Here is a 13,088-nt window from a genome sequence, read left to right as displayed (position 1 = left end):
GACCATCGAGCCGGCGACAGCCGAGTCGGCAGTCGCCGAGCCGACGACCGCGCCGGGGCGCGAGGTCTTCCTGCCGCGCGACGCCCGCCGCCGGACCCCGCTCCACACACTCCGCGAGCGGCTGCGCTGGCCGCTCGGGATCTACACGACTCCGGCCGTGATCCTGATCGCCTGGGAGCTCCTGGCCAGGGCCGGAGCCGTGAAGAAGACCTATGCCCCGGCACCGACCTCCATCGTCGAATCCGCCGTCGACCTGTGGCAACAGGGCGTCCTCGGGCCGGACTTGGCCATCTCGCTGCAACGGGCCGGCATCGGTCTCACGCTCGGTCTGACGGTGGGGATCGTCAGCGGTGTGCTCGGCGGGCTGCTGCGCAGCGGCGAGTATCTGTTCAACGGCCTCGTGCAGATCCTGAACACGATCCCGCTGCTGGCGGTGCTGCCCCTGATGATCGTGTGGTTCGGCATCGACGAGCTCACGAAGGTGCTGCTGATCTCGTTCGGTGCGGGTGTCCCGATGTATCTCAACCTGTTCGCCGCGATCCGGGGCGTCGACCAGCGGCTGATCGAGATGGCGCGGACGACGGGCGCGGGCACCTGGCGCCTCGTGACGCGGGTGCTGGTGCCCGGAGCCCTGCCGGGGTTCCTGGTCGGCCTCCGGTTCTCTCTCGCGTACAGCGTCCTGGGCCTCGTCGCCGCCGAGACGGTCAACGCCGACAAGGGGCTCGGCTTCCTCATCACTCAAGGGCAGACCTACCTGCAGACCGGCCAGGTCTTCGTGGGGCTGGTGATCTACTCGCTCCTCGGTCTGCTCGCCGACCAGTTCGTCCGGGTTCTCGAGCGGGTGCTGCTGCGGTGGCGCCCCAGTTATGAGGCGGCATGAGTACCACGATCGCTCCGCACGCAACACGGCCCCGTCGGCAGGCAGGCGCCGTCGTCGAGCAGGTCGTCCGCCGGTTCGGGGACCGGGTCGTCCTCGACCATCTGGACCTCACCATCGCCGACGAGGAGCTGGTGGTCCTGCTGGGCCCCTCCGGCTGCGGCAAGAGCACCCTTCTCAGACTGCTCGCCGGGCTGGACCGGCCCGACGGCGGGCGGGTGGAGGTCCCGGCGAAACGGGCGATCGTGTTCCAGGCCGACCGTCTGCTGCCGTGGCAGCGGGTGCTGCGCAACGTCACCCTCGGCCTGCACGGACCGGACGCCGACCAGCGGGCCCGCGACGTGCTCACCGAGGTCGGACTCGCGGGCCGCGAGAAGGCGTGGCCCAAGGAGCTCTCCGGCGGCGAGGCCCAGCGGGTGTCGCTGGCACGGGCGCTCGTCTCGGAGCCCGAACTCGTCCTGCTCGACGAACCGTTCGCGGCGCTCGACGCGATCACGCGGCTGCGCATGCACGACCTCGTGCGGGAGCTGCGGAGCAAGCACCACGCGGCCATGCTGCTCGTCACCCACGACGTCGACGAGGCGATCGCGCTGGCCGACCGCGTCCTCGTCATGAGCAACGGCGGACGCATCGGCACCTCGCACCTCGTCGAGCTGTCGCCCGGGGACCGCGAGGCGAGCATCGCGCGAGAGAAGTTGCGCTCCGCGCTCCTGGAAGACCTCGGCCTGGCCAACCAGCACTGACTTCATCCACCACATCCACCACCTCCACCACCTCCATCGACCTCTCCCACCACAGCACAGAAAGCACGTGAGAACCCATGTCCAGGAAACCCTCCCGAATCGTCGCCGCCGTCGGCCTGCTCGCCCTGGGAAGCACCCTCGTCGCCTGCGCTTCGACGTCGGAGGCCGCCGCGCCCCTGAGCGGCCCCAGCGGATCGGGCGCCGCCAGCCACCCCGAGTGGAAGAAGTACACCTTCACCATCGGTGACAACGGCGGTGACGGCAGCCAGGAGCTGGCGAAGATCACCGGCGTGTTCGACAACGCGCCCTACAAGGTGAAGTTCGCCCGCTTCACCTACGGCCCGCCGCTCGTGCAGGCGGCCGCCTCGGGTGACATCGACCTGGGCAGCGTCGGCGACGTGCCGCCGATCACCGGCGCCGCGAAGGAGTACGGCTTCAAGATCGTCGCAGTCAACCGCTCGCTCACGCCCGACCAGGCGCTGGAGAACATCATCGTGCCGAAGGGCTCGAAGCTGAAGACGCTCAAGGACCTCAAGGGCAAGAGGATCGCCGTACCACAGGGCAGTTCGGCGCACGGTCTGGCCCTGAACGCGATCAAGAGCGTGGGCCTCGGTCTCAAGGACGTGAAGCTGGTCTTTCTCGATCCGGCGGCCGGCGCCACGGCGTTCAACACGGGCAAGGTGGACGCCTGGTCGATCTGGAATCCCCAGTCGGCGATCGCGGTCAAGAACGGCGCGCGGATCCTGGCGAAAGGTCTCCCGCCGATCGACCAGACGAGCAGCTACTACGTCGCCACCGACAAGTCGCTGAAGGACCCCACGAAGCGGGCGGCTCTCACCGACGTCCTCAAGAGGCTGTCCCGCGAGTTCGCCTGGGCGGTCAAGCACCCCGACAAGCACGCGCAGGCGCTCTCCAAGGAGCAGGGCATTCCCCTGGCCGACGCCAAGGCGACTCTGGCCGCCTTCCAGTTCCGGGTCACTCCGGTGGGGAAGCCGGACATCGCGGCGGAGCAGAAGCTCGCCGACTCCTTCCGTGAGGCGGGCCAGATCACCAAGCAGGTCGACGTCTCGTCTATCACCGACAACCTCCTTCCGGCCGGATACGACAGCTCGAAGCTGTCGGTCGGCTGAGCCGGTACACCACGAACGGACTGGAGAGCAGTCGTGAGCGATCAGAGAAGACGCCGGCTCCACCTCAACGCCTTCCTCATGGAGGCCGGACACCACGAAGCGGCGTGGCGGCTCCCGCACAGCAACGCGCGGGCGGACTTCGACCTGCGGCACTGGATCGAGCTGGCTCAGCTGGCGGAGAGCGCCAAGTTCGACTCGCTGTTCCTCGCGGACGGCCCGGCTGTCGTCGGCACGGGCGAGTTCCGGCCTCCGGGCCAGCTCGAACCGCTCACCCTGCTGACCGCGCTGTCACAGGCGACCAGCAGGATCGGACTCATAGCGACCGTGTCGTCGACGTACAACGAGCCCTACAACCTCGCCCGTCGCCTCGCGTCGGTCGACCATGTCAGCGGTGGCCGGGCCGGGTGGAACATCGTCACCTCGGCGGGCGCCGACGAGGCGGCCAACTTCGGCCTCGTCGACCGTCCCGACCACGCCGAGCGGTACGCCCGGGCCGACGAGTTCCTGCACATCGCCAAGGCGCTGTGGGACAGCTGGGAGTCCGAGGCCGTCGTCGCCGACAAGACCACGGGGCGCTACGCCGACCCCGCTCGGCTCCACAGGCTCGACCACCGGGGCACGCGCTTCTCGGTGGCCGGTCCGCTCAATGTCGAGCGTCCGCCGCAGGGTTACCCCCTGCTCGTGCAGGCCGGCTCCTCCGAGGACGGCAAGGACTTCGCGGCACGGCACGCCGAGGCGATCTTCACCGCTCATCAGACGTACGAGCGCGCTGCCGGTTTCTACGCCGACATCAAGGCCAGGACCAGGGCCGCGGGGCGTGACCCGGACGGCGTGATCGTGCTGCCGGGCATCGTCCCGTACATCGGGTCGACCGAGGCGGAGGCCCGGGCGCTGGCGCGGGAGTTCGACGACCTCCGCGTCCCGGAGTACGGGCTGCGTCAGCTGGCCGCGGTCTTCGAGACCGAACCGTCGGTGTTCGAACTCGACGGGCCACTGCCGGACTTCATCCTCGCGAGACCGAAGCTGGAGGGCTCGCAGAGCCGCTCCGACCTGATCATCGAACTCGCCGTACGCGAGACGCTGACGGTCCGCCAGATCATCTCGCGGCTCGGCGGCGGCCGGGGGCACTTCGAGTTCATCGGCACGCCCGAACAGGTGGCGGACACGATCGTCGCCTGGTTCGAGGGGGGTGCCGCGGACGGGTTCAACATCATGGCGCCGGCCCTGCCCTCCGGCCTGGAAAGCTTTATCGAGCACGTCCTGCCGATCCTTCGCGGCAAGGGCTTGTTCCGTGAGGAGTACGAAGGAACGACCCTTCGCGAGCACTACGGGCTACCGGTGTCGGCCAACCAGTTCCGCGCGGAAGGGCCCGTGTGACCGGTGACGGACAGCAGGCCGCCGGCTCCGCTCGTCCAGGGGCTCGACACGAGCACGCTCACCGAGCGGCCCCGGGGCGTCAGGGGTTCGCCCAGGCGCCCGGGGTGTTGGTCAACGCGGACACGTCGGGGGGCAGTTGGGCTGATGCGACGTCGGCGAGCGACACGCCTTCGAGGATCTCGCGCACGTTGGACCGCAGCGCGATCCACAGCGGGAGCAGCGACTGGGCCGGACCGGTGTAGGAAAGGTCCGGGGGGCGGACCCCGCGCACCGAGACGAGTGGCCCGTCGACGGTGCGTATGACGTCGGCGATGCTGATGGACTCGGCGGGCTCGGCCAGCCGGTAGCCGCCGTTGCCGCCGCGCTGGCTGAGCACGAGACCGCCCCGGCGCATGTCGTTCAGGATGCCTTCGAGGAATTTGTGGGGGATGTCCTGGGCGTCGGCGATCGCCTCGGCCTTCAACGGCCCGCCATCCTGTGACGCGGCGAGCTGCAGCGCGGCACGTACCGCGTAGTCCGCCCTGGCTGAGATCCGCATGTGCGCATTATCCCGTACGGTTCGGTCGGCCTCCATCGCGGGCAGGCCCCTGGTCGGGTCATGGGCCCCTCGCCCCTGCCCGACGGTCCGGTTGCTGAGACCCCTGCCCGGTGCTCTATGGCCCCTGGGCCGGACAGGCTGGAAGCCCCAGGTCAGACAGGCAGGACGAACGGAGGGTGCGCGCCGTTGAGGAAGTAGTCCCCGACGTCGCGGAGCCGGTGGGCGACGGGCTCGTACAGGGTATGGGTCCGTGCGTTGCGCCAGAAGCGGTCGAAACCCAGCCGCGAGGACGCGGAGCGCGGGCCGACGATGTCGAGGACGCGGGCTGTGGACTCCTGCGCGGCCCGGGAAGCGGCGGCCTCGGCCATGGTCACGAGGACGGAGATCTCCGCGTACTCGTCGTAGGAGAGGTCTTCGCCGCGTGCCAGCCCGCCGTGCACGGCTTCCGCCGCCTGCTCGGTGAGTGCGGAGGCGGAGCGGGCGAGGACGATGAGCTCTCCGTAGACGGTCAGCACCTGCGGGTCCTGGGGAGAGCCGGCCGGCCAGGCGGGATGCCAGGGTGAGTGGCCCACCCTGCTGTACTCGCGGGCTTCGGCGAGCACTCCTTCGGCCATGCCGAGAAGGACCTGGACGGAGAGAAGACGTCCGACCGGCGAGGTGAGAGCGGCCGCAGGTGACAGGACGTCCTCGTCCACGGACAGCGAGCCGACTACGTTGTCGGCGGCGACCGGTACGGCGTCGAACTCCACGCTCCCGCCGGCCGCGAGCCGCTGGCCGAAAGTGTCCGTGTCGCCGTCGATCCGTACGCCGTGATGGGCGGGATCGACGACCACGGCGAACGGTTCGCCGGTGTCGGCCCGCTCGGCCCGCACGGCGAGGCGGTCGGCGACGAGTACTCCCGTGGCGTAGCTCTGCCGACCGTCCAGCACATAGCCGCCGGCCTTCCTGGCCAGGGTCAGAGGCAGTTCCTGACGGGCGAAACCACCACCCCAGCACAACTGTTCCGCCGCGGACCGCCGTTCGGCCTGAGCGGCAGGGGTGGACTCGGTGAGGTACCGGGCGCTCCACGACAGGAAGTAGTGACAGCCGAGCAGTTGGCCGATCGCGCCGTCGGCCGCGGCGATCTCCCGGACGACCGCGTAGGCCGTGGGCCAGTCCGCGCCGCCTCCCCCCGCCTCGGACGGTACGAGGAGTGTGAACAGCGCCGCCTCGCGCAGGCGGGACACCTCGTCGAACGGGGTCTTGCCCGCCTGCTCCCTGGCCACCGCGTCCGTGGCCAGGTCGTCCGCCGTTTCGCGGGCCGCGCGCAGCCAGTGCACACGGTCGGGTCCGGTCCGGTCGGATTCCGAGGTCGGTCCGGACGGCGCGGTGGCAACGCCCATGGTGGTGGTCTCCTCAAGTTCGGCGGCAAGGAGCGGTGTCGGTGCTCCCTTGCTGTTCGGGCACGTACTTGTAGCCCACGCTCCGTACGGTGACGATCCCGCGCCGGTGGGCCTTGCCCAGCTTGTGACGCAGCCGCGCGATGTGGACATCCACGGTGCGGCCGTCGCCGATGTGGTCGTAGCCCCAGACGACGGCCATCAACCGCTCGCGCGAATGCACTTGCTGGGGGTGCAGGACGAGATGGGCCAGCAGCCCGAACTCCAGGTAGGTGAGGTCGAGTTCGCGACCGTCCACTTCTGCGACACGCTGTTCGATGTCGATGCGGAGGGCGCCGTGACCCGTCCGCCGCACGGGAGGTGAGTCCGGGTGGGCGAGCGGGCGGATCTCCGGCCGGGGCACGTTCTCGGCGAAGAGCGTGGCGGGATCGGTGCCCTCGGGGACGAACACGAGGTAGCCGACGAGGCGTGGGGCGTCGTAGTCCTCGGTGCCGCTCGGCGACGCGTCGTCCACGAGGTGGAGCCGGCGCGTGCCGGGGAATGCTGGATCCGAGGAAGTGGTCTGGGCCGGAAGTGCCGTGGTCATGGCGGTTGCCCTTCAGAAGTGCGTCGGGTCGTCAGGCGCGGGGGTGGTGCGTCCGATCACCAGGGATGAGGGAGAAGGAGCGGGGTGGGACACGCGGTGTGTGGGGCGCGTGCCCTAGGCGCGACAGCAGGCGGCGCTGACGACGTGACCAAAGTCGACATGCCGACGACGAACGAGTCGTTGCTGCGTATGGGCCATGTGCATCATCCTGCGCACCCGCTGGACGGGCGGTCAATGCTTTCCTAGTAAATCGATAGGAAATATAGGGAACGCAACAACCGCGGGCGGCTCACTCGTTGCCGTCGACCGCCGCGCGGGGGCGGCAGTTCGTGCACGGCCAAGCAGCCGACGGACGCAGGTCAACCACGCGCCGTACAGTTGAAGGCCGTCCAGCATCCGGGCCCCAGTTGACGGGCGAGCGAGATGTACTGCTGAATTGAACGTATGAACGCCGAGCAGCACTTGGTCACCCGCGACCACATCGACTTCGGTCGGGTGTGGTCCGCCGCGTGTTGCACCTGATGTGGCAGCGGGCCGTCTGAACGGTCCCGCCCTGCCTCGATGACCCCGCGGCGGGCCGAGTTCTCCCTTCGCCCCACCGTCGTACCCATGCGCTGAACACTCGCCGAACGCGTGCATGGACGGTTCCGCGACGCCTGTACCGGCCACCGCCGACATCACCCGAGGCTCGCACCTCCGCGTCGTCACACCCGCACACCCACTTGGTCCAGCGCCCTGAAGCGCCGTCACACCCCGCCGCACCGAGGGCCGCTCCGCCGTGCCCACGTGCTGCCCACGGCGGCCCCGCAGGACTTGAGGAAAGGCCATCTCCCATGCCAGTGGAGTTCCTTGGCATCGCCGCCACCAACAACGGCTCCGAAACCACCTCGCGCTCCGGCGCCGCCTTCGACAAGGAGTACACGCTCCGGCTCGCCCGGGCGCACGAGGACCACGGCTGGGACCGCGTGCTGTTCGCCTACGGTTCCGGATCACCGGATCCCGCCCCCGCCGCCGCCTACATCGCGAGCAGGCTGGACCGCCTCCAGATCCTGCTCGCCCACCGGCCCAACGTCTCGTATCCGACCTTCGCCGCGAAGACCTTCGCCACCCTCGACCAGATCAGCGAGGGCCGGCTGGCCGTGCACTTCATCACCGGTGGCAACGACCACGAACAGGGCCGCGAGGGCGACACCCTCACCAAGGACGAACGCTACGCCCGCACGCGCGAGTACATCCAGATCGTCAAGAAGATCTGGACCAACCACGAACCCTTCGACCACGAGGGGGAGCACTACCGGTTCCAGGACTTCGTCAGCGACGTCTTTCCGGTCCAGCATCCCCGTCCGAACGTGTCGTTCGGCGGCTCGTCACCTGCCGCGTACGCCGCCGGGGGTGCCGAGGCCGACATCTACTGCCTGTGGGGCGAGCCCCTGGCGAAGACCGCCGAGCAGATCGAGGCGGTGAAGGCCGCCGCGAAGGCGGCCGGCCGCACCGACGTGCCGCGCATCCAGGCCGCGTTCCGCCCGATCATCGCCCCGACCGAGGAACTGGCCTGGGAGAAGGCGCACCGCACGGTCGGCGCGATCAAGACCCGCAAGGAGAAGGGCGATCCGGTCACCAAGCGCCGCTATGGCCAGGGTCAGCCACAGAACTCCGGCTCGCAGCGGCTGATCGCCATCGCGGAGGCGGGGGAGCGCTACGACCGCGCCCTGTGGACCCCGACCGCCGCCGCGACCGGTGGCGCGGGCAACTCCAACGCCTTGGTCGGAACCCCGGAGACGGTCGCCCGGGCCCTGCTGGACTACCACGACCTCGGCGTCGACATCCTCTCCGCCCGCGGCTACGACCTGCTGGGTGACGCGATCGACTTCGGCCGGTACGTGATCCCGATCGTCCGCGAGGAGGTCGCCAAGCGCGACGCCGAGCGAGCGGCGCGTGGCACGCAGAATCTCGCGGCGGTCCACGGATGACGTCCGTCGGCCGCTGTCCGGGGAGATGGCGGCGGCGGCCCTGAACGCCCGCCGCTAGCCTACGAGTTCGCCTACGAGCGCGGCGACCTGGTCCACTTCGATGAGGAAGCCGTCGTGGCCGTAGGGGGATTCGATCACGCGGAGGTCGTCTGCCGTGGGAATCCCGGCGGCCAGCTCCGCCTGCTGGGCGAGGGGATACAGGCGGTCCGAGCTCACCCCGGCGACAAGCGTCCTGGCGGTGACGCGGCCCAGGGCTGCGCGGGTGCCGCCACGATCGCGGCCGATGTCATGGGTGTTCATGGCATCGGCCAGCACGGCATAGCTGCCCGCGTCGAAGCGGCGCACCAGTTTGTCGGCGTGGTGGTCGAGGTAGGACGCGACCTGGTACCGGCCACCGTTCCAGGGGTCCTCCGTACCCTGCGGCGCGCGGCCGAAGCGGACCTGCAACTCCGGCTCGCTGCGGTAGGTGACGTGGGCGATGCGGCGGGCCTGGCCGAGGCCCGTGTGCGGACCCCTGCCCGTGTCGTGGTAGTCGCCGCCGCGCCAGTGCGGGTCGCCGCGGATGGCATGGAGCTGGATGTTCGCCCAGGCGATCTGCTCCGCGCTCGCCGCCGCCGTGGTGGCGAGCAGGAGGAGCGCGCTCGTGCGCTCCGGATACGACACGGCCCACTCCATCGCACGCATCCCGCCCATGGAACCGCCGACCACCAGGGCCCAGCGGTCGATGCCGAGCGCGTCGGCCAGGCCGGCTTCGGCGGCGATCTGGTCGCGCTGGGTCAGAGAGGGAAAGGCCCCACCCCAGGGCCGTCCGTCGGGACGGGTCGAGGACGGTCCGGTACTGCCCTGGCAGCCGCCCAGCACATTGGCGGCGACGACGAACCAGCGGTCCGGGACCGCGCGGCGATGCGACGACGCGCGCTGCCGGTCCGATCCGCGGGAAGGCCCGGACCGAATGAGACGGGCACGCGTTCGTGCGGATTGTCGTGCGAGGGGGTGACCCGGGCGCTGCTTGATCGTTTCGGTGGTGGTGGCCGGCGAACCGGGTCCGGCCCCGGGTCCTCCCCGTGCACGCGCGGTATCCGTGGCGTGAGGGGCGGCCCTGGATCCGGATCGTGCGACGCGCCCCCGCGCCGGGGGTCGGGGGAGTACCAACGATGTGTGGGCTGGTCGGCTACGCCGGTTTCGCTGGTCATGTGCCTCAGGGCACCGAAGACACCTCGCTCAAGGAGATGACCGAGATCCTGGCGTGCCGAGGCCCGGACGCCTCGGCCATGTGGGCGGAGGAGACGGCGGGTCTCGGGCACACCCGGCTGGCCACGGTGGACCTGGTCGGCGGACGGCAGCCCATGGTCCTGGCTCGCGACGGGCGCACGGTACTGGCGGTGACCTTCACCGGAGAGGTCTACAACCACGCCCGGCTGCGGTCGGAACTGACCGCCCTCGGACACCGGTTCACCACCCGCAGCGACAGCGAGGTCGTGCTCCACGCCGTCGACGCCTGGGGCGAGGGGGCTCCGGCCCGCCTGGAGGGCATGTTCGCCTACGCCGCCTGGGAGCCGGGCCCGCGACGACTGACGCTGGTACGGGACCGGTTCGGGATCAAGCCTCTCTGCTACGCGCGCGTCGGCGACGCTGTGGTGTTCGGTTCCGAGCCCAAGTCGGTGCTGGCCCATCCGGCGGTGACCGCGCGGCTGGACCTGGACGGGCTGCGGGAACTGCTGCTGTCCGCCCACCCGATGATCAAAACACCCGGGCGCAGCGCGTTCGCGGGCCTCGACGAGGTCGCCCCCGGCACCGCGGTCACCATGACCCCCGAGGGTGAGCGCGGCCGCCGCTACTGGTCGCTGACCCCCGCCGAGCACCGCGACGATCTGCCCACCACGGTGGCGCGGGTACGGCACTTGCTGGAGGAGGCCGTCACCGGGCAACTGGCCGCCGACGTGCCGGTGAGCGTCCTGCTGTCCGGGGGTCTGGACTCCAGCGTGATCGCCGCGCTGGCCCGCCCGGCGGCGGGGACACTGCACACCCTGTCGGTGGACCTCGGCAGTCAGGCATCCGACCGGGACGCCATGGGGCGCGACCCGGACGGTCCCTACGCCGAGTTGATGGTGCGCCGGCTGGGCAGCGCACACCGCCGGGTACGACTGGACGCCCAGGAACTCGCCGACCCGGATCTACGCGCCCGGGTCGGTCATCTGCGCGACGGGCTGACGCTCGGGGACTTCGACACCTCACTGCTCCAGCTGTACCGCGCGGTGCGCGAGGACTTCCCGGTCACCCTCGCCGGGGACGGCGCCGATGAACTCTTCGGCGGCTACCGCTGGTTCACCACCCAGACCACGACGACACCATCCTTTCCCTGGGCCGGCGTGCTGGACCGCGCGGACCTGACCCGGCTGCTCGACCCGGCCCTGGCCGCCGCCCTCGACCTGCCCGCACACCGTGCCGCACTCCACCGGACCGCCTGCGCCGAGATCGAGCACCTGCCCGGAACCACACCCGCGGAGACCGCGCTGCGACGCGACAGCCACCTCAACCTGACCCGGTTCCTGCCCTGCCTGCTGGATCGCGCCGACCGCCTCAGCATGGGCGTCGGCCTCGAGGTCCGGGTGCCGTTCCTGGACCACCACCTGGTCGAGTACGTCTTCAACACCCCCTGGGCCATGAAGACCTTCGACGGCCGCGAGAAGAGCCTGCTGCGCGCCGCCGTCACCGACCTGCTCCCCGAACCGGTCCTGACCCGCCGCAAGAGCCCCTATCCCATGGTCCGCGACCCCGCCTACCGCGCGGCCCTCACCGCACAGGTGAGCCACCTCCTGACCGGGACCGGCCCCGCCACCGACCTGCTGAACGTCTCCGCCGTACGCAGCCTGCTGCTGGAACCCACCGGCGCGGACCGCTTCCCCCGCGAGGGACTGGAACTCGTCCTGGACCTGGACCACTGGCTGCGCACCCATCGCCCCTCCCTCCACCTCTGACCCCCACACGCGCCACCCCGGCCACCCCGCCCATCGCCTCCTCCGCCTCATCGCCTCCTCTCCACGCCTTCCCTCAGTCCCTCCTCCCCGATCCGTCGCCGAGACCGCACTGGACACCGCCATGCAGCACGCCGTGATCACCTCAGCCGTCCGCACCCCCATCGGCCGCGCCCACAAGGGCGTTCTCGCCACCGTCCGCCCCGACGACCTGCTCGCCCGCACGCTCACCGAAGCGCTGGCCCGCACTCCCGGCCTCGACCCGTGCCACGTGGACGACCTCGTCGTCGGCTGCGCCCTCCCCGGCGGTGAACAAGGCTTCAACATCGCCCGCATCGCCGCCGTCCTCCTCGGCTGGGACCACGTACCCGGGGTCACCGTCAACCGCTTCTGCACCTCCTCACTGCAGGCCATCCGCATCGCCGCCCAAGCAGTGCGCTGCGGAGACGCCGACGTCGTCATCGCGGCCGGAGTCGAGTCACAGTCCCGTCTCACCCACGGCAGTTCCGACACCTGGCCCGGCACCGAGAACCCCGCCTTCCGCACCGCCGGGCAACGCACGATCCGGCGCTCACAAGCCGACGCGGGGCCGTGGAACGACCCACGCGAACAAGGCGGGCACCCCGATCCCTACATCCCGGTGGGGCTGGCCGCCGAGAACACCGCCGACCTGTACGGCATCACCCGCACCGCCATGGACGCCTACGCCGCACGATCCCACCGGCTCACCCGACACGCCCTCGACCAGGGCTTCCACTTCGGCGACATCGTCCCGGTCAAGACCCCGGACGGCACCACCGCCACGGCCGACGACTGTCCGCGCACGGGGGTCACCCAGCAGAGCCTCGCCGCCCTGCCGCCACGATTCCGCCCCGACGGCAGGGTCACCGCGGGCAACAGCGCGCCGCTGTCCGACGGAGCCGCGGCGGTCGTCGTCATGTCCGAGACGTACGCCCACACCCACGGCCACACCCCGCTCGCCCGCATCCTGGCCACCGCCGTCAGCGCGGGCACTCCCGAGACCGAGGGCCCGGCCCCTGTCGCCGCGACGCGCGCCGTCCTGACCAGGGCCGGTCTGTCCCTGGCGGACGTCGGCACCGTCGCCGGCAACGAACCCTTCGCCGCCCAGATCCTGGCGTACTGCGCCGAACTCGGACTGGAACCCGAGCGCGTGAACCCGCACGGCGGCTCGATCGCCCTGGGCGAGCCCTACGGCGCGGCCGGAGCCCGGCTGACGACAACCGCCCTTGCCACCCTGCGCCACGACGACCTGAGCACCGCTCTGATCAGCGTCGTCGCCGCAGGCGGCCAGGGAATGGCCCTCCTCCTGGAGCGCACCTCGTAGGCCGGGGGGATCTCGTCACCGCGATCGGAGTGCTGGTCGGCGTGGTGGCCACGGAGGGCGTGGTGCGGGCTTCGGCGGCGGGTTCCCTGCGGTCTGACCTGCGAGGCCACGTGACCTGCAAGGCCACGTGACCTGCAAGGCCACGTGACCTGCAAGACCCACCGGCCC

The 13,088-nt window shown here is 70.7% G+C and carries 11 protein-coding genes; 7 read left to right on the top strand and 4 right to left on the bottom strand.

Annotated features, from left to right (window positions below):
* Window positions 1-4: 4 nt before the first annotated feature.
* From ACFWBT_RS18335 to ACFWBT_RS18320, 4 genes are all read left to right on the top strand, one after another.
* A complete protein-coding gene (locus ACFWBT_RS18335; protein ID WP_385701368.1) occupies window positions 5-880 on the top strand; it encodes an ABC transporter permease in 876 nt (291 codons plus the stop codon).
* Complete coding sequence (locus tag ACFWBT_RS18330) at window positions 877-1,620, top strand: ABC transporter ATP-binding protein (protein ID WP_385701361.1); 744 nt, start codon at window positions 877-879, stop codon at window positions 1,618-1,620. Before ACFWBT_RS18335 ends, ACFWBT_RS18330 begins: the two co-directional genes overlap by 4 nt.
* Before the next feature lie 77 nt (window positions 1,621-1,697).
* On the top strand, window positions 1,698-2,750 hold the full coding sequence (locus ACFWBT_RS18325; RefSeq protein WP_385701358.1) for an aliphatic sulfonate ABC transporter substrate-binding protein: 1,053 nt from the start codon (window positions 1,698-1,700) through the stop codon (window positions 2,748-2,750).
* Between the two features lie 33 nt (window positions 2,751-2,783).
* Window positions 2,784-4,127 carry an LLM class flavin-dependent oxidoreductase gene (locus tag ACFWBT_RS18320; protein ID WP_385701356.1) on the top strand — a complete coding sequence of 448 codons (1,344 nt, stop codon included), beginning with the start codon at window positions 2,784-2,786 and terminating at the stop codon, window positions 4,125-4,127.
* A 79-nt stretch (window positions 4,128-4,206) separates the two neighbouring features.
* Here ACFWBT_RS18320 and ACFWBT_RS18315 read toward each other — a convergent pair whose 3' ends face one another.
* The 3 genes from ACFWBT_RS18315 to ACFWBT_RS18305 form a co-directional block, all read right to left on the bottom strand.
* Window positions 4,207-4,665, bottom strand: coding sequence for an RrF2 family transcriptional regulator (locus ACFWBT_RS18315; RefSeq protein ID WP_385701354.1), 459 nt, complete (start codon window positions 4,663-4,665; stop codon window positions 4,207-4,209).
* Between the two features lie 152 nt (window positions 4,666-4,817).
* Window positions 4,818-6,047, bottom strand: a complete 1,230-nt coding sequence (locus tag ACFWBT_RS18310; protein ID WP_385701352.1) for an acyl-CoA dehydrogenase family protein — start codon at window positions 6,045-6,047, stop codon at window positions 4,818-4,820.
* Window positions 6,048-6,060: 13 nt separating this feature from the next.
* Window positions 6,061-6,630 (bottom strand): winged helix-turn-helix domain-containing protein, encoded by a 570-nt coding sequence (locus ACFWBT_RS18305; RefSeq protein ID WP_385701350.1) that lies wholly within the window; start codon window positions 6,628-6,630, stop codon window positions 6,061-6,063.
* Window positions 6,631-7,463: 833 nt separating this feature from the next.
* On the opposite strand from ACFWBT_RS18305, the gene ACFWBT_RS18300 reads away from it, so the two are divergent.
* The gene (locus tag ACFWBT_RS18300; RefSeq protein WP_385701347.1) at window positions 7,464-8,600 is read left to right on the top strand and encodes an LLM class flavin-dependent oxidoreductase; all 1,137 of its coding nucleotides are present in this window, start codon (window positions 7,464-7,466) and stop codon (window positions 8,598-8,600) included.
* A 54-nt stretch (window positions 8,601-8,654) separates the two neighbouring features.
* On the opposite strand, the gene ACFWBT_RS18295 is transcribed toward ACFWBT_RS18300, so the two are convergent.
* Window positions 8,655-9,614 (bottom strand): homoserine O-acetyltransferase, encoded by a 960-nt coding sequence (locus ACFWBT_RS18295; RefSeq protein ID WP_385701366.1) that lies wholly within the window; start codon window positions 9,612-9,614, stop codon window positions 8,655-8,657.
* 140 nt (window positions 9,615-9,754) lie between these two features.
* On the opposite strand from ACFWBT_RS18295, the gene asnB reads away from it, so the two are divergent.
* Entirely contained in the window at window positions 9,755-11,578 is a 1,824-nt protein-coding gene (gene asnB, locus ACFWBT_RS18290) for an asparagine synthase (glutamine-hydrolyzing) (protein WP_385701345.1), read from the top strand.
* A gap of 121 nt (window positions 11,579-11,699) precedes the next feature.
* Entirely contained in the window at window positions 11,700-12,920 is a 1,221-nt protein-coding gene (locus ACFWBT_RS18285; RefSeq protein ID WP_385701344.1) for an acetyl-CoA C-acyltransferase, read from the top strand.
* The last annotated feature ends 168 nt before the right edge of the window (window positions 12,921-13,088 follow it).

Origin of the sequence: Streptomyces sp. NPDC060027 (assembly GCF_042737005.1) — a bacterium.
GTDB lineage: Bacteria > Actinomycetota > Actinomycetes > Streptomycetales > Streptomycetaceae > Streptomyces.
The sequence above is the reverse complement of the archived record's forward strand: the minus strand, read 5'-3'. Positions and strand labels throughout refer to the sequence as shown.